Genomic DNA, 20,809 nt, shown 5'->3' on the forward strand with positions numbered 1-20,809 from the left:
ACTACTCCCGCCAATCTATTTTCAGGAAAGGCCTATTTTAGCAGAAGAAAAACCGGATTTTGCAAATCATCTATAATTTATTCATCAGTTTAACCGAATTTCTCCTACCAATAGCCGGGATCTTTAGTCATAAAATGAAGCTTTTTGTTAAAGGTAGAAAGGAGATTTTCCAACGCTTAAAAAGTGAAATCCAGGTTGGAGAAAAATACATCTGGATTCACGCCGCTTCCCTGGGAGAGTTTGAACAGGCCGTTCCTGTTATTGAACTCCTGAAGGAAAAATATCCAGGCCACAGAATCCTGGTGACCTTCTTTTCCCCCTCTGGATATGAAAATAAGAAGAAACATCCACTCGCAGATGTGATCACATATCTACCTATTGATACTCCGGGCAATGCCCGCAAATTTCTCGAGTTGGTAAAACCAGAGCTCGTGTTCTTCGTAAAATACGACATCTGGCCCAATTTTCTCCAGGAAATAAAACAAAGAGGGATTCGCAGTTTCCTTATTTCTGGAGTCTTCAGAAAAGATCAGGTTTATTTTAAAAGCTATGGTAGCTGGATGAAAAAAGCCCTGCAAAGCTTTGAACATATTTTTGTTCAGAATCAGGAGTCAAAAGAACTCCTAGAGAAAAATGGTTTCAACAATGTCAGCCTGAGTGGAGACACCAGATTCGACCGGGTTTCGCGGCAACTCACATATGATAATAAACTAGAAATCCTGGAAAATTTTCTTCAGGATGAACTCTGTATCGTGGCCGGAAGCACCTGGCCGGAAGACGAAGAACTGCTGCTGGAATACATCAATTCTGCTCCGGCGAAGGTGAAATTCATTATCGCCCCTCACGAGATAAAGGCGGAAAAAATCAATGATTTCAGAAAAAAATTAAAAGTGTCATCGGTTTTATATTCTGAAACTTCTTCCCAGGAGCCCAAAGATTTTCAATTACTTATAATAGACAATATTGGCCTGCTAAGCAGGATTTATAGTTATGCTGATATTGCTTACGTGGGGGGGGCGGCAGGTAATACCGGCCTTCACAATATCCTGGAACCCGCAACCTTCGGTATTCCAATAGTTATAGGTGAAAACTTCGAAAAGTTCCCGGAAGCGAAAAGACTCCAGCAACTGGCCGGATTATATTCGGTAGCTTCGGCAGCAGAATTAATGGAAATCTTTGAGAAATTGGTTAAAAACCAGGATTTCAGAAAACAAACGGGAATGATTGCCGGGCATTTTATAAATTCCAATACCGGCGCAACCCGGGTAATAAGCACCTATCTTTCAGAGAGGCCTTAATAATTTTTCTATTTTTTTAAGAGTTTCTGCTAAATAATCATAAATAAAAGCCCTGGGAAAGATTTTCAGCTTAATTTCGAAGATTGAACTAAAAACTACAATTTTATGAAACGTGTATTTGTATTAGGAAGTTTATTCCTTGTAAGTACTTTAAGTCTTATTTCCTGTCGTGAAACTTCTGAAGAAAATGAAAAAGAAGTGATCGTACGAGAAGTGGAAGTTGAGAAAGAAACACCGGCCGAAACCGAAGAACGCAAAGGTATCCTGGAAAGGACCGGCGAAAGAGTTGACAAGGAAGTCAACGAAGAGATCGATGAAGAAATTGATAAAATTGGAGACGATAATTAGATAAAAACTTATATTTTATCTTAATTAATGCGTATTTCTTGTAATTTTATGAAAATTTTAGCAATAAAATAAGCCTTACAATAAGTCACATCTCTAATTTTGCTGAATACATAAACTAAAAAACAACCAAATTATGAAACGACCAATTTTATTACTAGCAATGATATTTACGTTATCAACCGCTTTAACTTCCTGTAGAGAAGTAAAGGAGGAAGAAAACGAAATGGAAATGCATAGCGATGACATGGACGATATGAATGATGTAGGAGATGATATCGAGGAAGCCGCCGATGATACCGGTGATGCTATTGAGAATTCTGTAGACGAAACAGGAGATGCCATTGACGAAGGTGCTCAGGAAGTCGAAGATGAGCTTGAAGGTAACGACGATCTTTAATAAATATATTTAAATTATGAAAAAGTTAGTTTTTTTACTGGCATTAACATTTAGCACCGCTGCGGTTTTCACATCCTGCAGGGATGATCGCTCCGGTGTTGAAAAAGCTGCAGATGACATTGAGGATGCAGCAGATGACGTAGGTGATGCCATAGACGATGCTACAGACGATATTTAGTGGCACAACAAAGGATTATTAACCCCTAAAAACCCTCTTACCCGGAGGGTTTTTTTATGCCTCTTTTTTAAAGGCTTTCAAATCTCTTTTTAATTCTTCCATAGATTCCTGAAGCTCCCGGAAGAGTCCGCTCTGGGAAGGGTTATCCAAGTTAAAGGTCAATTTGCTATTCACCTGCCAGATCTCCTGAATATCGTTTACATCAACTTCCACTGGTAAGTATTCTTCGTTGAAGGAAATAAGCAATACCTTAGAGGAATCTGGTAATTTCTGAAGTTTTTTTACAAGTACAGAGTCATATAACACAACTACATAAACCTTATTGTTAGAAGCCTGATCCAGATCGGCAACGGCTTTACCCAATACCCATTCCCCGGGATAATAATTTGGCAGCATACTGTCGCCTTCTATCTGAAACCCACGGTAAGTAGCATTACGGAATTCCGGCAGGGGAATATCGAAAGCAGGGAGTTGATGATACCATTCCACATCCTGAACATTATGAGGATATCCCGCTGCAGCCTTCTGATTGACCATCAGAATATTCTCTTTATCCGCACTGTCTACAGTAACCACCTTTGGGCTCACATCTCCTTTGCTAAGCTGCAGGTATTTCTGACCGCTTTCTCCAAACAGCCAGAGGGGATTAATCCCAAACCGACTCAAAAGCCCGGCCACTACCTTACCCGATAATTTCGTTCGGCCACGTTCAATATCAGCCGTGGAATTTTTTATCCCCAGCAGTTCTGCAAATTCAGATTGAGTAAAGTTGTTTTCTTCTCTTACTTCCTTAAAGTGCTTGATCTCAATAGAAGGCGGTGTTCCCATATCAGAATATTTTTGGAATTATTCCCAGTGTAAATCCAAATTTATTGGATTTATTCCGATAGCGCAACATAAAATTCTATTTTTTTATAAAATTATTGTGCGAGGTAACCTCCGTCTATAGGATAATAGGCTCCGGTAGCGAAGGAGGCCCGATCCCCGGCCAGCCACATAAACAGCTCGGCAACTTCCTCGGGTTCTCCCAGGCGCCCAATGGGGTGAGCACTAACCAATTGATCAAGCAAATCCTTATCCAGGCCATCCAGTAAAGGCGTTTTGATAAAAGCAGGACCTACCGAATTTACCCGTATTCCTTTGGCAGAATATTCCAGGGCAGCTGATTTCGTTAGCCCGACAATTCCATGCTTAGCCGCCACATAAGCCGCTGAATTGGCAAAACCAACGCTCCCAAGTATGGATGTTACATTTATAATTGAGCCCTTACCCTTCTTCAGCATAGCAGGGATCTGGTATCGCATTCCGTAGAAAACCCCCGAAAGATTTATCCCGATCACTTTATCCCAGGACTCAATGCCATACTCGCCTACCGGCAGTTGCTCCCCGCCAATTCCGGCATTGTTAACTGCAATGTCCAGTTTACCAAAATGGGACAAGGCCTCTTCTACACTTCTTTCTGAATCCTCAGGTTTCGAGGCATCTGCTTTCACAAAAACTGCCTTGTCTCCGGTAGCTTTAATTTCTTCTGCCAGCGCTTTACCTTTTTCCTCATCGATGTCGGTTAGCAAAACTGAGGCTCCGTTTTTCGCAAAAAGAAGCGCAGTACTTTTCCCTATTCCCGATGCCGCTCCTGTAATAAGAGCTACTTTTCCTTTTAGTTCCATAATTATTTTTTTTTATTCCTTTAAAAATACACCAAAAGAGACTTAGAAACTATGAGAAAACTCAGGAAAGCTTATTTTACTTAAATTGCCGGGAAATTCCCCGTATGAAACCCTTATTTCTCACACTTGCCATTCTTCTTTGTCTTTCGGGACAGGGACAGGACAGGGTATTGCCTGAAGGATTTATATACCTCCACCAGATGATCCCCGGTATTGAACTTGACATCCGTTACGCGGGAGATCATAATTTTCTTGGCAACCCCGTAAATGGGTATAACCGGCCGGTGGCCATTCTTAGTAAGCCCGCTGCAGATGCCTTGATAAAAGTCCAGCATGGTCTAATGCAACAAGGCTACTGTCTTAAAGTTTTTGATGCCTACCGCCCGCAAATGGCGGTAGATCATTTTGTAGTTTGGGCCCGGGATACAAACGATACCCTGGCCAAACAGGAATTCTATCCCGATGTCCCAAAATCAGAGCTTTTCCAGCGGGGTTATATCGCCTCAAAATCGGGGCATTCCCGTGGTAGCACCGTAGATCTCACTATCATCGATGCCAAAACTAAAAAGGAGTTGGATATGGGTAGTTCCTATGATTTCTTCGGAATTATCTCTCATCACGACTCCGGGCAGGTAACCAAAGAGCAAAGGGCCAACCGCGAGTTGCTTAAAAGCTTGATGAAAAAACAAGGCTTTCACCCCTACCCTGAAGAATGGTGGCACTACACGCTTAGGAACGAGCCATATCCTGAGACTTATTTTGATTTTCCTGTGGAATAACCCCTCGACTACGCTCGGGATGATATTTCCCTCGTCTCCGCTTTTTGAGTCCAGGGTCACTTCGAGCTTAGAAGAGATGGAGGGCAGACAAGACCTACAATTAAGCCTTTAAAAAGTCAGCTTTTGTCGTTTGCATTCCTAATTTTGTAAACTGAAAGCCGAAAACACCCCAAACATGAAAATACTCCACACCGCCGATTGGCATATAGGCAAAAAACTACATAAACATGAGCTTTCTGAAGATTTTGAGCTCTTTATTGCCTGGCTGTGTGATTTTATTGAAAAAGAAGCTGTGGATGTTTTACTGATCTCGGGAGATGTATTTGATCTTGCGAACCCATCCTCTGAGGCGAGAAAGCAATATTACCGCGCCCTGATGCGGCTTCGGAAGCTTGACTGTAAGCTCGTAATTACCGGCGGAAACCACGATTCCCCATCCATGCTGGACGCCCCACAGGAGATCCTTCGGGAACTGGAAATGCATGTTATTGGTGGTCTTCCAGAAAATATGGAAGAGCTACTCATCCCCATAAAAAATAAGAAAGAAGAAACTGAACTGGTGATCGCCGCCCTGCCATACCTCCGTGATGCCGATCTGCGTAGCGCCGCTGATGGCCAGACTTATGAGGACAGGTTGGAAGCTATCCGTGCGGGAATTCAGCAGTGTTTTGAAAATGCTGCCGACTTATGCCGGAAAAATTATCCCGGGATTCCGACCATAGCCATGGGGCACCTTTTTGCAGCCGGGGCTGAAACCTCGGAGAGCGAGCGGGAAATACAGATCGGCAACCTGGCGGCCTTCAATGCGAATCAGTTTGGGGATTATTTTAATTATATCGCTTTAGGACATATCCATAAACCACAAAAATTAAATTCTTCCATACCCACTTATTACAGTGGCTCTCCCCTTCCGCTTTCCTTCAGCGAAAGAAAAGATAACAAACGGGTATTGCTGTTAAATACCGAAAACGGTTGGGAACCGGAAAATATCCCGGTACCCGCTTTCCGCAGTCTGTTGAAAATAAGTGGAAGTCTGGAAGACCTTGAGCTGAAACTGAGAGATCCCGGGGACCGAAAAAACCTGGAATCGCTTATAGAAGTGGAACTCACCGAGGAAAATTATGATGCCGCTAAGATCCTCCAGCTTGACACTATAGTCAGCAATTTTGAGCTTGAGGGTTTCAGGATAGTAAAACACCGAGTGAATTTCAGAAACCGTATTGCAGGTGCTTCTGAAATCTACCAAGAGCAAAAACTGGAGGATCTCAAACCCAGAGAGGTATTTCTGGAACTCATCAGCAGGCAGGAATACGACGACAAAACCAAAGAGGAGATTCTGAGCGCTTTTGAAGAATTACTCGGCGAAACCTATCAAAACGAGAACCTGTAAGCTATGAAGATACTCAGGATAGAATTCAAAAATATAAACTCCCTAAAGGGAGAGCACGAGATAGATTTCACCGATGTTCCTTTTACCGGCAGTTCACTTTTTGCCATTACAGGACCTACCGGTAGCGGGAAAAGCACTATTCTGGATGTGATCTCGCTTGCCCTGTTCAATAACATCCCCCGAATGGGAAAGATTTCCACCTCAGAGATCAATAAGACCGGAGCCATCCTAACCCGTAACCAGCAGGATGCGATGGCAGCAGTAACCTACCAGGGGAAATCCGGGAAATACAGGTCCCAATGGAGCATTTCAACTGCCCGAACCGGAAATCTTCGCGATTATGAAATGGAGCTGAGCAATGCGGAAACCGGAACTCTCATAGATCTTAAGAAATCGGAGGTACCCGGCAAGAACGAAGAGCTCATAGGCCTCAATTACAACCAGTTTATCAAGGCTGTATTATTGGCCCAAGGGGAATTTGCTCAATTCCTGAAGGCTAAAAAGGATGAGCGGGGTGAGTTGCTGGAAAAGATAACCGGCACCGGAATTTACAGGCAATTAGGGATAAAAGCCTTTCAGAAATACAGGGAAGAAAACCGGGAAATTCAAGGTCAGCAAAACAGGATAGAAGCGATTAAGGAACAGTTGCTTAGCGAAGAAAAATATGCTGGAATCACTGAAGAACTAAAGGTAAAAGACCAGCTTGAGCAGGATCTAAAAAAGAAAATTGAAAGCCTGAATAAAAACCTGGAATTAAAGAATAAAATCCTTTTACAGGAAAAAGAGATCAAAATCAGGGAAAATGAAAATTCACAAGCCAAAAATAACCTGAAAACATTTGAACAGGAACACGGCTACCCCCTTAGGCAACACGAAAAAATAGAAGATAGCGCAGAGGAATTGCGCAGCTGGACCATTCTTAGAAAGGAGCTAACAGATCTGGAGCTTGAGCTTAAGAACATCCGCCAAAGTGAGCAGTTGAATAAACGAAGCCGAACTACCTGTCTCACTGAAGCAGAAGGACTCACCGGCACCGAATTAAAGCCGGAAACCATCGAAGAAGGCTTAGAAGCTTTTTATCAAAAAATAAGCTGGCTGGAAGAAGAACGCCGGGCAAAACGCCAGGAATACAGAGGGCTTTGCAATCAGTTTCAGAGTGAGACAAGGGAGCTTTCATTTACATTAGATGAAGAAGTTCCTGGGAAAAGCAAGGAAGATTTATTACAGCTGGCCCACACTTCAGAAGAAGAGAGGAATAAAATTCAGCAGAGACTTTCCGGTTTGGATATTACCAATCATTCCGGAGAAAAGCAACAGATAAGTTCCCGACTTGAGCAGGCACGGGAAGCCTGGCGCAAGGAAGAAGAGATAAAAAATATAACCGCAGAAACAAAAAGGCTGCAAAATGAAGCTGAAAGTATTGAGGCTAAATTAAAAGCTCTTCCGCAGGAAATCGAAAAGGCGAAAGACCGATGCGATTTGCTGGAAGAGCGACAGGAAAAATTAAGCCTAAAAAAGCAGAATCAGCTACTGCAAGCAAAGTTCGAGGAGCAACGACATATTCTGGAAGACGGAAAACCCTGCCCCCTCTGCGGCGCCCTGGAACATCCCTTTGCTGAAGAACTTCCTGAAAAGGATGATACTCTGGAAGTAGAAATAAAACAAACCGGGAATGAGCTCTCAAATTGGAGTAAAAAGCTCAGCACTTCTGAAGCTGAATTGAGTCACCATAAAACACGTCTGGAAGGTTTACTGCAGGAACAGCAGGTGATACAATCAAACCTGAATATCAGGAAAAAGAACTTCACCGAAAAATACGGGCATCTTCAGGAGAAGGAAAGCCTTAATTGGGAAGAACTTTGTAATAATTGGCAGGAAAAACTCAATGATCTGGAGGCTTGGGAAAAGGAACAAAACAGACTAAGGGCAATTAGGACCGGGATTCCTTTGCTGGAAAAACTTCAGGAAGTCCTTGAAAAGGGTAAAAAGCTTAGCCGGGAACGGGAAAACCTCTACCAGGGAAAGGATATTTCCCAGGATACCGGAAGACTAAAAACCCGATGGACCAGCCTTCAGCAGGAGCAAAAACATCTAAAAGAAAGACTTCAGGAATTAGAAAAACGATCAGGTCTTAAAAGGACTAAACTTGAGGAACTGGAAGAAAAATTACTGCCGCAGGTTAAGGAAAAAGGCTTCGAAAATATAAGCACAGCCCGGCAGGCCTTAATGGCCGAAGCAGAGTGTCGTGCACTTCGGGTGCAAAGAGAAGAAATAGAAAAAACCATAACCGCTGCGGGATCCTCTCTTAAATTGCTTCATTCCCAACTTGAAAAGCTTAAAAACGAAGATACTGATGAATCCCAGGAGAGCCTGGAAGATAAACTAAGCGAACAAAAGCAACGTCTAGCCGAGGTTTCAACAGAATGCAGGGAACTTTACAGCAGCATCAAAAACCACGAAAACAACCTGAAACATTTGGAGGAGATCAAAGCTTTGATCGCTGAAAAAGAGAAGCAGATTAGGCGATGGCGCCTGCTGGATGAGCTTATAGGAGATTCAAAAGGAAAAAAATTCAACGATTTCGCCCAGGACCTGAGTTTAAGCCAGCTGCTTCACCTGGCCAATCACCGACTGAAAGACCTTAGCGATCGCTACCGCATAGACAAACCCGAAGAGGAAGAAGATGACGGATTGGTGGCTATAGACGAGCATATGGGTGGTCAACGTCGATCGGTAAAAACCCTTTCAGGCGGGGAAACCTTTATTCTGAGCTTATCTATGGCCCTGGCCTTATCAGATCTGGCCTCCCGTAACGTAGAGATCAATTCCCTTTTTATAGACGAAGGCTTTGGTACGCTTGATCCTGAAACTCTCGAGCAAACCCTGGACACTCTGGAGAAACTGCAGGCCGAGTCCTCAAAGATTATCGGAATTATCAGCCACGTAGACTCCCTGAAGGAACGAATCGCGACACAAATTCAATTACAGCGAAACGGACAGGGCTATAGCAGTTTGGAGATAAAGGGATAATATTTCTTTGGTCGATAAACAGAAAACCTATCACTAAATTACGGGATCATAACTCCAGGAATGCACATGGACATTAAAAAATCACACCCGGCCCGGAAATATTAAAAATTGTTAACAGCAATAAATCCAATGACTAAAAATCTATCTTGCATTTCCTAATCAAAGAATAATTATGGCTTCAGGAATATTTGCACTTCTGGATGATATTGCAACTTTAATGGATGATGTGGCGATGATGAGCAAAGTCGCTGGAAAAAAAACCGCGGGACTCTTAGGCGACGATTTGGCCGTAAATGCTGAAAAGGCTTCCGGCTTCGTTTCTTCCCGGGAATTGCCGGTGCTCTGGGCCATTACCAAAGGTTCATTCCTTAATAAGCTAATTATACTACCCCTGGCATTTTTACTCAGCGCTTTCTTTCCCGTTGCCATTACTGTAATTTTAGTAATGGGTGGGCTTTACCTGGCTTACGAAGGTGCTGAAAAGATATTTGAATATTTTTTTCCTCATTCTACTAAAGCCGAAAAACCTAAACTCGAAAAACTTACCGAAGAGGAAGTGCTTAGCAGAGAAAAAGAAAAAATAAAATCTGCGATTCTTACCGATTTTATACTTTCGGTAGAAATCGTTATCATAGCTCTCACCAGCGTGGAAGGTCAGGACTTGCTCATGAAAATCCTTGTGGTCACCATAATCGCCCTGATAGCTACCGTAGGAGTTTACGGAATTGTAGCCCTTATCGTTAGAATGGATGACTACGGACTTAAGCTTATCGAATTAAACAGAGAAAACAGCTTTTCCGATAAAATTGGTCACTTCCTGGTGAATGCACTACCTAAGGTCATCAAAAGCCTTACGGTAATTGGGACCATAGCTTTGCTTTTAGTGTCAGGAGGCATTTTTGTACACAACATAGAATTCTTGCACGGACTGTTTGAGAGCCTCCCCGGTATTCTCGTAGAGTTCGTGACTGGCCTGGTGGTTGGAATTATCGTTTTGCTGATCATAAAAGGAAGTAGCAAAGTCTGGAAAAGCCTTAAGAGCTGATTTAAAATAAAAAACGCAACAAAACACCAACCCTAAACAGTTTCAAACTGGGAACTCAAAGAAGAACACCAAACAATAAACTCCATACTACGAGCAGCTTGCCAGCATTTCCTCCAGCCTGTTTTCAGCTATATCCAGCGAGGCTTCAAACCCATTCGGGAAGGAATTCTCCACAAGTAATGCACGGTAATAAGCGATTCCTTCCTTCAGACTTTTAGCAAAATTATTCTGGTTCCGCAGGGTTTTCTTATCGGGATTTTTAGTCTCTTCCAGTTCTTCCTGAAAATAATCCAGATACAGTTCCAGCTCTTTAACAAACATATGGGGCCTGGCTTTATTACTAAGCAGGTCTTTTCTTCCGTAGATATGATCGGTCATTTCCTGAAGGGAAGCGATTTTTGAGTAATTAGCGATATTTGGTCCCGGGCAGATGGTCACCGCTTCCAGTTTTTTCAGGAAAGGCTCCTTATAAGTCACCGGCGCGGCATTGCTCAGGCCTATACAAAGACACTCTTTCGCCAATACCTCCTCCAATTGCTTTTTAAATTCCTGCTCCGGCAATCCAGCTTCCTCCAGCTGTTTCACCTTTAGTTTTTGGTATTTCGTGGAAGCCGTACAAATAGGTTCTTTGGTGAATTCGGTATTGGAAACCAAATACTTTTCGGTACAGGGACTTCCGGGCTTACCATTTTTTATTCGGTCCAGTTTTTCCTTTTCGGCACTGGTATCCTTAAGATAATTGAAACGAACCCCTAAAGGAGAATTCTTACTCAATACCACATCCTTCTCCCCGGCTTTACTTAAAAGTTCAAGGGTATTTTCATCAACTGTTGTGGCTTCCGGGCAAAGTAGAAAAGGCGTGCCCCAACCGGTACTATCAATCCCGTATTTTGTTTGCAGAAATGTGGCCTCTTCAGCAGTCCCTATCCCGCCCTGAACGGTAATTTTTATGGGGTGCGGCTTCTCAAAGCCTGATTGTCCTTTAGCCCTTAGCGCCGGATCGTATAAACTAAAAAGCTCTTCAGCCAGTTCTTCTCTTTTACTGCTGAATTCCTCCAGGATTGGCCCCAGTAATAGACCCTGGGTGGCAAAGGCGTGCCCGCCACAATTCAGGCCTGATTCTATTCTGAATTCACTCACCCAGATGCCTTTTTTGGCCAGGTATTTTCCCTGGATCAATGCCGAGCGGTAATCGCTCACCTTGATCACGATCCGTTTGCTGAAACTTCCCCAGGCAGTAGCGTCGAATTCCCTGAAATCTTCCAGGTAATTATAAAGTCTAGGATTCATCCCAGCCGAAAAGATCACCGCCGAGTTGTCCAGACTGCTTTTTGCATAGGCCTTTAAAGCCTCAAGCGCATCCGATCCGTTAGGGATAGGCTCTCCCGATTTATCAAAATTGTTCTTATCTATTTTGGTCATTATATTCACCTCGATAGCCCCGGCTTTAACCTCTTTGCGCAAGAGATTCTCCAAAGTCCTTTTCAACTCTGCATCGCTTGTTTTGATGAATTCATGGTATTTCTCCTTTAAGCCAGAGTTTTCCGGCAACATCTCGAAATACTTAACCAGATCTGAACCCGTTTCAAAGGCAGAATTCCTGATTTTTTCCAAACGATTCTGTACATTCCGGTTTACCAGGTCCAGGTAATCAGTGATACGGCGGGAGCGATAATTCTCTTCCTTGTTAGAGATCGGGACATAGGTTTCTCCGGTATCCTGGTAATAATATTTTCTCATAGTCTCGATAAGGTTGTCTTCAATGATGGAAAGCGCCGAGCTTATACCAAAAGCGGCAACCTTAACAGGAGAATCAATAGTAAAAGCAAGGCCCATAACCGGGATATGGAACTGGTGTGGAGATAGTGTATTCATAGCACAGATAATTTTAAGCCGATAAAGGTGAAGATTCGACAGGCAATAAAATATGAGCAGAATCATATTTTTGAAATTTGTATCAAGGTTGCTGATTCTTCATTGTTGAACATCTTTTGTATCTTCAGCTTAGAACTAACTAATTTAGAATATCAACTATGAAAAGCGCATCCCTTACCAGAAACCTTAAATACAATGATTCAAAACCGGCCATAGAAATCCTACTGGATACAGATAGCAGCAAGGAAATCCGTATCCTGATAAAAAAAGGCCAGGTAATGAAAGAACATAAAACCTCCTACCCTATCATGGTGGAGATCTTCGAGGGCAAAATTTCCTTCGGAGTTAATGGCGACACCCACCAGCTTGAAAAAGGTGACCTGGTATCCCTGGAGGCCAGTATCCCTCATGACCTCAAAGCCGAAGAAGACAGCACGATAAGACTGTCGCTTTCCAAGGCAGACTCTGTAGAAAGAGTAAAAGAAGTGGCAAAAGGAAGTTAGAACCGACTGGATTCAAAATGCAAGATTCCAGATTCAATTGAATTTTAAAAACTAAAAACCCGGAACGGACAACTGAGAACCGATTTCAAGAAAGCTTCTCAGGGATTTCGTATTCTCTTCTGAGTTCTTTCATATCCATCTTCTTTCCCATCGCCTCATTAACGAGGATAAACTCATAGATATTTTCCTTATCTATTATGCCCAGCAGCTCTCCGTTTTGCACTACGGGTGCCACCGAAATACTTTGTTCCAAAATTTGCTGATATACCTCCTGCAGCGGCATCTCGGGATCAAGGCTAAGGAAATCGGTTTGCATGGCATCAGTTACCGGGGAAGAATTCCCTTTTTCCGATAAACCCTTTATCAGGTCATTCCGGCTTAGTATTCCCAGCACTTTTCCCTCTTCTACGATCACAAAGTCGTGGGCCTGCCCGTCAAGCAGGAGTTCCACGGCCTTCCCCAGATTATCCCGCGGACTAAGCCTGGCAAACTGTTTCATCAGTATATCTTTCACCTTGTATCCCGTAAGAGAGGTTTTAGTCATTTCCATTTCGGCTTCGGCTCCGGCACCCAAATAGATAAAGATTCCTATAAATACCAGGAAAATATTGGCGTATAATCCCAAAAAGACAAACCCGATAGCTAAAAACTGCCCGATTCCTGCCGCGATTTTTGTAGCCTTCCCCCGTTCAAATTTAAAGAGCAACAAAGCCCGAAGTATCCTTCCCCCATCCATAGGAAAGGCCGGAATAAGATTGAAAATAGCAAGAATCATATTAGCAAAAAGCAGGTTATACCAGAATCCCACCCCGCTAAAGTTCATAAGGTTCATGGGTTCAGAAAAGGACGGAAAACTATTAAAAGCTAACAGGACCAGAAGAATAAAAACACCTATTACAAGATTTACCAGGGGGCCTGCAATGGCTACCAAAAGCTCCTGCATGGGTTTTTCAGGGAATTTCTCCAGGCGTGCGAGTCCGCCGATTGGCAAAAGAGTTATGCTTTTTGTGTTGATATCATATCTTTTGGCCGTTAAGGCGTGGCCAAATTCATGCAGGGTGACACATAGAAAGAGCGCCAGGATAAACACAACGCCCAGGATACCCTGCATCATGTCCTGCTCCAGCCGGTAATGCAGAATAAATATCCATACCAGGAGGATCATAAATGTCCAGTGAACCGAGACTTTTATCCCGGCAATACGCCCAAGTTTTAAAGACCATTTCATTTCCATAATCTCAGCCTGTTAATTAGTTTCCAGTGAAGTATGACAGGAATTCTCCCTTAAATTTACTGAATTTTCCGCGACCTTTTTCAAACTTATGCAGAAAGCTTTGAGTAGAAGGTCAGTCAGGGATTGTATAGGCCTTCTGAAATTTGTTTCTGAATACCGACCGATAAAGGGTCAGAAGAACCTCAAAATTCCGTAAATTAAGACTATGAAAAAGCATTATAATATCATTATTGCCGGTGCCGGTGGTATTGCTGAAGCTGCCGCCCTGCTTCTCGCAGAATGGAGCGGGGTCACTCCCTCTATTTATATAGGAAACCGTACGCTCTCTAATGCACAGGAATTAGTGAAATGGGTTAGAGAAGGAACCACTAAAAATTGTGAAATAGAGGCCTTTCATCTCCCGGGAGATAAAGTGACCGAAGAAATGAAAGCCATCCTGCAAAAAGCAGATATCATCCTGGATTGTTTGCCGGGTAGCCTGGCACCCAGAATTGCAAAGCTGGCAAAAGACCATAAGTTACATTACGTCAACCTAACCGAATATGTCGCCGAAACTGATCAGATCATTGATCTGGCCCGGGATGCACACTCCGGTTTCGTGCTTCAAAGCGGACTGGCTCCGGGATATATCAATATTCTGGCAATGGGCCTTTTTAATGATTTCCGTGAAGATTTTGATGTAAAGAAAGTTGACAAGCTGGAATTTAAAGTGGGAGCACTCACGAAAAATGCTGTGTCCCCGCATTATTACGGCTTCACATGGAGCCCGGTTGGAGTAGCGACCGAATATCTGAACAAGGCCCTGGTACTGCGCGATTATAAAAAGGCCAGCCTACCTCCTTTATCGGAACGGAAACAGATTATCATCGATGGATTAGCTTATGAAGAAGACCTGACCTCGGGCGGGGCTGCAGATTTGCCGGATGCCATGGCGGAAAAAGTAAGCAGTCTTGACTATAAAACCTTAAGGCATCCAGGACATTATGCCTGGGTTGAGGAGCAACTGGAAAAAACCGGAAAGGGACCGGAGGCCGTGAAAGAATTACAGGAAATAATGCAGACGGTGATTCCAAACATAGAAGATGACCAAATCATCATTTATGCCGCCGTAGAAGGAAAAGATTCATCAGGAACATTGCAGAGGCGCGAGGTTTCAAAACACATCCTGCCCCTGCTGGTAGGAAGACATAAATTAAGAGCTATCCAAACCACTACCGCAGCCGGTTTACTTCAATGCGCCCAGATTATCCTGGAATCAAATAAAAAAGGAGTGGTCTTACAAAGTATGATTGAACCGGAGGAATTCCTGAACGGAAATTTCATCCTGCCGGTTTATGGCAAGACTTAAACAATTGTCTGCATCTCCTATCAAATCACTTTCGGTTATCCAGCCGGCTAATTTCGAATAAAATAGAAGCTCCTGGGAAAATTCCCTATGCAATCATAACCGATAAGTTGGAAAGCAATGCTTTCTCACTACTATGTAAAATTAACTCTATTGTATTGATAATCAGATGTATTATGCCTATATTATGGCAATGACTGATCATTCGGGGATGAAGAAAATTGAATTAAAACTTAAAATTTTACACCATGGAAAAGATAGCGAATAAAAAGAATGGAATAGATGTCGATCAGTTACTGGGTACAATAAACGCAGTAAAAAGTGATCCTGAAGTCGCTGATTTCAGGTTTAAGGCAAAGACCGAATGGTTGGAAGGCGGGCATTGCCGAACTACATTTTTGCCCTTTTATGGAGCGAAAGAAGAAGATTCTTCCAGAACTAATCCAATCATAATGGAAGGTGATGAACCTCCCATATTATTAGGCGAAAACCGGGGAGCTAACGCGGTGGAAGCCGTACTTCACGCACTGGGTTCCTGCCTTAGTGTAGGATTTATCTATAACGCGGCAGCCCGGAATATCGAGGTGGAATCCCTCAGCTTTGACCTCCAGGGGGACCTGGACTTACATGCCTTCCTGGGGTTGTCTGAAAAATCTCGCCCGGGTTATGAAAAAATTCGGGTAAAGTATAATGTTAAGGCAAATGCTCCCAAAAAAGAGATTGAGGAACTCTGTGCTTACGTGCAGAAGACCTCTCCCGTATTGGACATGTTGCGCAATCCCATGAAAGTTGATGTGGAAATGGCATAAGCGGGATTTACATTCCGAAGATCAGTCAATCTACAAGGCGGAAAATTTTCCGCCTTTTTTCTAGAGTTTCTCCCCGATATTGACCCAAAAAAACCCTGCAAATCTAAGTTTACAGGGTTAAAGCCAAAAAAATTCTGTTATTGACCTTTTCTATTTTGTCACCTTCACATAGTCGATTATAAATTCCTTGGGGAAGATAGAATCGTCTACATCGGGGCCTCCAAAATTTCCTCCCACTGCCAGATTCAATAGCAGGTAGAAGGGATGATTGTAAGGGTAGGTTTCATCGTTCTTTACTTCCGGGGAAAAGGTATAGGTCTTTTCATCGTTAATAAAGAACTCGATAGCATCCTCACTCCAGTCCATCCTGAAAACCTGGAAATCTTCTGTAATTCCGGGAACGGGAGTACTTTTAATATTTTCGGTTTCCCCGTGGCTCGCAGGAGTATGTAGCGCATTATGAAGCGTATCCGGCTGGCGGCCTACATATTCCATAATATCTATCTCACCAGAAGCAGGCCAGCCCACCTCGTCGATATTGTTCCCCAACATCCAGATCGCCGGCCATAGACCGTGACCATCGGGAAGCTTAGCACGAACCTCAACGCTGCCGTACTTAAATTCAACTTTATCTTTGGTATTTATCTTTCCAGAGAAATACTTGTCGCCTTCTTTAACGGCTTTAATGATAAGCTTTCCATCTTCAACTTTTACAAATTCGCGGTAATAGCCCTGACGTTCATTATTCCCCCATCCACAGAGGTTGGGACAGCCATCACCTTCTTCGTAATTCCAATTTTCCATATTCAGTTCTTCGCCTTCAAAATGATCTTCAAAGATCACCTTGCTTTCTTTTAAGCTGAAACCTACCTTTTGCAGATCACGGGAATTACCACCAACAAATACCTCAAAGTCTCCGGCTTCTGCTTCCCATTTTTTGTTCACATTATAGAACTTCAGTATTTCTTCATCTATAGTGAAATCAATGCGTTTGCTTTCTCCGGGGGCGAGTGTCACCGCCTCGAAACCTTTAAGTTCTTTTACAGGTCGAGTAGTACTGGCTACAAGATCGCGGATATAAAGTTGCACGATCTCCTTTCCTTCAACATCCCCGGTGTTAGTTAGTTCTACACTAGCCTGAATACGTCCGCCTGCTTCCATCTCTTCTGAAGAAAGGCTAAGATCTCCGTATTCAAAATCGGTATAACTAAGACCGAAACCAAAGGGATAAAGGGCATCTTTCTTCTCATCGGTATAGGCAGAGTAAGTCACATGCTCATCGTTAGAGGGGCGTCCTGTATTCTTCTGATTGTAATATAAAGGTTCCTGACCAACAGCTCTTGGGAAGGAAACCGGCAACTTAGCTGACGGATTATACTTTCCAAACAGCACATCGGCGATCGCGTTCCCGCTTTCAGAACCAAGTTGCCAGGCCACGGCTATGGCTGGAATATTTTCGGAAGCCCAGGTTATCTCCAGTGGTCTTCCGTTAATAAGTACCAACACAATATTCTGGTTCACTTTATAGATCTCCTCCAGCAATTCTTGCTGAAGTCCGGCAAGGCCAATATTCACTTGGCTCCTGCCTTCACCCGCCTGGAATGCATCTTCTCCAAGCGCCATCACCACAAGATCGGCTTTTTCGGCAGTTTTAATAGCTTTTTTAAAACCAGATCTATCGGTTGTATTGATCTTTAAAGGCATTAAGAAGCTTCTTTCCCCAATCCCGTGGTCTGCGCCCTTAGCATAGTTAATCTTTACATCCTTTCCGGCGGCATTTTTGATCCCTTCCAGCACCGATATAGCTGAATTAGCTTCTCCCTGTGCTCTCCAGTTTCCTATTGGGGAATCCTTGTCATCGGCCAGTGGCCCTATAACTGCAATATTTTTTACCGAAGGTTTCAACGGAAGCAATTCTTTTTCATTTTTCAGAAGCACAATAGATTTCCGGGCAATATCACGGGCAGCTTGCCTATGCTCCTCATAAGGTACTTCCTTCTGCAGATCAGCATTGGAATAACGATAAGGATCATCGAAAAGTCCCATTTTGAATTTAACCCTCAATACTCTTCTTACCGCATCATCTATATGCTTCATGCTAACTTTCCCTTCTTCTACCAGCTCTTCAAGGCTTGACTCATAAGCGCCACCTTCCATATCCATATCACTGCCGGCATTAAGGGCAATTTGGGCAGCCTGTTTTTTGTCTTTTGCAAAACCGTGCTCGATCATTTCTGGAATTGAACCCCAGTCTGAAACCACAAATCCATCCCAGTCCCATTTTCCTTTAAGGATATCTCTCTGTAAAACTTTATGTCCCGTTGCCGGGGTACCATCAATATCATTAAAAGCGTTCATTACCGTCGCTACTCCGGCTTTTGCCGCAGCCTCAAAAGGAGGTAAAAGGGTATTATGAAGTTCATTTTCACCGATGTGCACCGTATTATAATCACGACCTGCTTCAGCAAAACCATAGCCCACAAAGTGTTTTGCGGTAGCGGCGATAGTTTTTTCATCTGCAAGATCATTACCCTGGTAACCTTTTACTTTAGCAACAGCTACCCGTGAAGTGAGATATGGATCTTCTCCTGATCCTTCCATTATTCTACCCCAACGTGCATCACGAGAAACGTCTATCATTGGAGAGAAGGTCCAGTTCACCCCTTCAGCAACTGATTCCAGCGCGGCAATCCGGGCTGATTCTTCCATCGCTTCCAGGTCCCAACTAGCGGTTTCTCCAAGGGGAACCGGGAACATAGTCTTATAGCCGTGAATTACATCATAGCCAAACATCATAGGAATCTTTAGCCGGGAATTTTCCATTACCAGCTTTTGCGCTTCGGCGGTTGCCTCTGCTGAAAGTACATTCAGCATAGAGCCTACACGACCATTCTTGATATTATCTTCTTTTTCTTTGTTGTTCATTTCAGAAGCCGGGCCGGTAAGGTCCCAACTGCCGTTGTATTGTACCAACTGCCCTACTTTTTCCTCAAGTGTCATTAAGGACAACACGGAATCTACTTTGGATTCCACATTCTTGACCGAGCTTGGTATTTCTGAGTTTTGTCCTGTAACCATAAGGCTTCCGAAAAGGAAAAGGACCATCAGGGGAATATTTTTCATCTTAAATTATTTTATAGGTTACCTCTTCTGAGAAATTCCCTATGCGGAAATTTTCAGTTCATTTCTTTTTGAGCCCGGTATCACCCCCGTTTTTCGGGGGTGTCCAGGTTCTTTGGCTACCAGAATTTCTGGCTAATTCTCAAAGTTATTGAAATACTCTGATGTAATCTACTTCCATCGAAGACTCCACGAAATCAGGGTTAATTTCGCCTCCAAAAGTTCCCCCCATCGCTACGTTCAGGATAAGGAAAAAGTCTTTATTGAAGGGGGAATCAGGATTGTTTTCATAGGTATGGAATACCTCGCCATCTACAAGAAAAATTATATGCTCGTCAGACCATTCTACGGTATAGATATGAAAATCATCACTCACGCCATCAACCTCAATAGTATTGCCATCGGCATCACCACCAGATCTACCTTCGTAATGAAGGGTACCGTGGATAAGGTCCTGCTCGTTTCCGGCGTGCTCCATAATATCTATCTCGCCGGTTTGCGGCCATCCCACTTCATCAAAATCGGAGCCCAGCATCCAGATCGCGGGCCAGGTCCCTGCGCCTTCCGGCAATTTAGCCCTGGCTTCGATCCTTCCGTAAGTGAATTCAAAATTATCTTTTGTAGTTATTCTTGAAGAAGAATAATCAAAACCTTCAATGTCTTCAGCCTTGGCGGTAATTACAAGGTTCCCTCCACTTATCACCGCGTTATCTTCGGTGTAGTATTGAGACTCCTGGTTACCCCAGCCGTCTTCACCATTTCCGGTCTCGAAGTTCCATACCGTAGTATCCAGCTCTCCATCGGTATCAAAATTGAATTCACGATGTAACTCATTGTATTCTGATACGAATTCTTCTTCAGCACCACCGCCTGAATCTGAGGTAAGAATAAACCACCAGTCGAAATCTCCATTACCATCGGTAGACTTAATGATAAGTTCATTAGGTACAGAGCGATCAAATATTTCATATCGGTGATCTCCACCAATGTAATAGCCAATGAAACCAATTCCTGTAAGGTTAATAGTTTCATTACCTCCCGGAGCTGAAATAGACCAGTTTTCAGTATAATCATCGTAAGGTATGTTGAGAACATCATCACCCTCAGTTTCACAATCACAGCTAACGCCTAATTGTTCTACCAGTGGTGCTCTTCCGAATACAGTACCTGAAGCATCATCATTAGTGATATCGGTTATATGAACAAATGTTCCATCTTCTTCGAAGATATACCTGTCGTCATACATTCCCGTATGGGCTTTCTCATTCGGACCTGCACCATACCATTCCGTAGGAATACTTCCTCCTACAGGGCCCAGACCAAAGTGACCGGCAGCTTCAGCTTTAATACGCCATTCTTTAGCACCATCTCCAATTAATTTCTCAAGTAGATCGGCCGGTGGCTCATAAGTCACCAACACGGCCACCTCTACGCTTGTAGAGCTGGCAGTTCCGCCGGGACCATAGGCTATTATGTTAACATTATATGTTTGGGTACCGGTTTCAGAAAATGGATGCGTATAAACCCCACTGGCTGTGGTTACCTCAGTTCCATTTTCAAAAATGAATTTATAGGTCATGGCACCCTGAGCTGTTGCAGTAAAGGTTACCTCACCGCTACCGTCTCCATCAGGCATATCATCTGATTGCCCAAGGATAGCTGTCTCTACCTGAAGATTGGTAGGAGCAGTGATCTCACCTATATCGTAATCGTCATCGGTGCAGGCCATAAAAAAGACCAGCATGAAAACCGAGAGACTTATCTTAAGTATATTTTTCATTTTTAATTAAT

17 protein-coding genes are annotated in these 20,809 nt (G+C 43.3%); 11 read left to right on the top strand and 6 right to left on the bottom strand.

Annotation, left to right across the window (positions count from 1 at the left end):
- Positions 1-59 precede the first annotated feature (59 nt).
- The 4 genes from BM266_RS05215 to BM266_RS17025 all read left to right on the top strand — a co-directional run bounded on the left by BM266_RS05215 (position 60) and on the right by BM266_RS17025 (position 2,221).
- On the top strand, positions 60-1,298 hold the full coding sequence (locus tag BM266_RS05215) for a 3-deoxy-D-manno-octulosonic acid transferase (protein ID WP_093406759.1): 1,239 nt from the start codon (positions 60-62) through the stop codon (positions 1,296-1,298).
- Between the two features lie 105 nt (positions 1,299-1,403).
- Positions 1,404-1,646, top strand: a complete 243-nt coding sequence (locus BM266_RS05220; protein ID WP_093406761.1) for a hypothetical protein — start codon at positions 1,404-1,406, stop codon at positions 1,644-1,646.
- Positions 1,647-1,779: 133 nt separating this feature from the next.
- Complete coding sequence (locus BM266_RS05225) at positions 1,780-2,043, top strand: hypothetical protein (protein WP_093406764.1); 264 nt, start codon at positions 1,780-1,782, stop codon at positions 2,041-2,043.
- Between the two features lie 16 nt (positions 2,044-2,059).
- A complete protein-coding gene (locus BM266_RS17025; protein ID WP_175494757.1) occupies positions 2,060-2,221 on the top strand; it encodes a hypothetical protein in 162 nt (53 codons plus the stop codon).
- 54 nt (positions 2,222-2,275) lie between these two features.
- Here BM266_RS17025 and BM266_RS05230 read toward each other — a convergent pair whose 3' ends face one another.
- Together BM266_RS05230 and BM266_RS05235 are read right to left on the bottom strand one after the other, a co-directional pair.
- A complete protein-coding gene (locus BM266_RS05230) occupies positions 2,276-3,049 on the bottom strand; it encodes an XRE family transcriptional regulator (RefSeq protein ID WP_093406766.1) in 774 nt (257 codons plus the stop codon).
- Positions 3,050-3,141: 92 nt separating this feature from the next.
- Entirely contained in the window at positions 3,142-3,888 is a 747-nt protein-coding gene (locus tag BM266_RS05235) for an SDR family NAD(P)-dependent oxidoreductase (RefSeq protein ID WP_093406769.1), read from the bottom strand.
- Between the two features lie 104 nt (positions 3,889-3,992).
- On the opposite strand from BM266_RS05235, the gene BM266_RS05240 reads away from it, so the two are divergent.
- From BM266_RS05240 to BM266_RS05255, 4 genes are all read left to right on the top strand, one after another.
- Positions 3,993-4,667, top strand: coding sequence for a M15 family metallopeptidase (locus BM266_RS05240; RefSeq protein WP_093406771.1), 675 nt, complete (start codon positions 3,993-3,995; stop codon positions 4,665-4,667).
- Positions 4,668-4,842: 175 nt separating this feature from the next.
- On the top strand, positions 4,843-6,057 hold the full coding sequence (locus tag BM266_RS05245; protein WP_093406774.1) for an exonuclease SbcCD subunit D C-terminal domain-containing protein: 1,215 nt from the start codon (positions 4,843-4,845) through the stop codon (positions 6,055-6,057).
- A 3-nt stretch (positions 6,058-6,060) separates the two neighbouring features.
- The gene (locus BM266_RS05250) at positions 6,061-9,087 is read left to right on the top strand and encodes an AAA family ATPase (protein WP_093406777.1); all 3,027 of its coding nucleotides are present in this window, start codon (positions 6,061-6,063) and stop codon (positions 9,085-9,087) included.
- 172 nt (positions 9,088-9,259) lie between these two features.
- The gene (locus BM266_RS05255) at positions 9,260-10,132 is read left to right on the top strand and encodes a DUF808 domain-containing protein (RefSeq protein WP_093406779.1); all 873 of its coding nucleotides are present in this window, start codon (positions 9,260-9,262) and stop codon (positions 10,130-10,132) included.
- An 87-nt stretch (positions 10,133-10,219) separates the two neighbouring features.
- Here BM266_RS05255 and BM266_RS05260 read toward each other — a convergent pair whose 3' ends face one another.
- A complete protein-coding gene (locus BM266_RS05260; protein WP_093406782.1) occupies positions 10,220-12,007 on the bottom strand; it encodes a hypothetical protein in 1,788 nt (595 codons plus the stop codon).
- A gap of 158 nt (positions 12,008-12,165) precedes the next feature.
- On the opposite strand from BM266_RS05260, the gene BM266_RS05265 reads away from it, so the two are divergent.
- A complete protein-coding gene (locus BM266_RS05265) occupies positions 12,166-12,510 on the top strand; it encodes a cupin domain-containing protein (RefSeq protein ID WP_093406784.1) in 345 nt (114 codons plus the stop codon).
- Between the two features lie 85 nt (positions 12,511-12,595).
- Here the strand turns inward: BM266_RS05265 and BM266_RS05270 are convergent, their stop codons facing one another.
- Positions 12,596-13,744, bottom strand: coding sequence for a site-2 protease family protein (locus BM266_RS05270; RefSeq protein ID WP_093406787.1), 1,149 nt, complete (start codon positions 13,742-13,744; stop codon positions 12,596-12,598).
- Between the two features lie 205 nt (positions 13,745-13,949).
- On the opposite strand from BM266_RS05270, the gene BM266_RS05275 reads away from it, so the two are divergent.
- Together BM266_RS05275 and BM266_RS05280 are read left to right on the top strand one after the other, a co-directional pair.
- On the top strand, positions 13,950-15,092 hold the full coding sequence (locus BM266_RS05275; RefSeq protein ID WP_093406789.1) for a saccharopine dehydrogenase family protein: 1,143 nt from the start codon (positions 13,950-13,952) through the stop codon (positions 15,090-15,092).
- Between the two features lie 245 nt (positions 15,093-15,337).
- Positions 15,338-15,898, top strand: coding sequence for an OsmC family protein (locus tag BM266_RS05280; protein ID WP_093406792.1), 561 nt, complete (start codon positions 15,338-15,340; stop codon positions 15,896-15,898).
- Positions 15,899-16,048: 150 nt separating this feature from the next.
- Here BM266_RS05280 and bglX read toward each other — a convergent pair whose 3' ends face one another.
- Positions 16,049-19,021 (bottom strand): beta-glucosidase BglX, encoded by a 2,973-nt coding sequence (gene bglX, locus BM266_RS05285; protein WP_093406794.1) that lies wholly within the window; start codon positions 19,019-19,021, stop codon positions 16,049-16,051.
- 145 nt (positions 19,022-19,166) lie between these two features.
- Complete coding sequence (locus BM266_RS05290) at positions 19,167-20,798, bottom strand: family 16 glycosylhydrolase (protein ID WP_093406797.1); 1,632 nt, start codon at positions 20,796-20,798, stop codon at positions 19,167-19,169.
- Positions 20,799-20,809 lie beyond the last annotated feature (11 nt).

The sequence above is a fragment of the Salegentibacter flavus genome, from assembly GCF_900115145.1.
GTDB classification, from domain to species: Bacteria; Bacteroidota; Bacteroidia; order Flavobacteriales; family Flavobacteriaceae; genus Salegentibacter; species Salegentibacter flavus.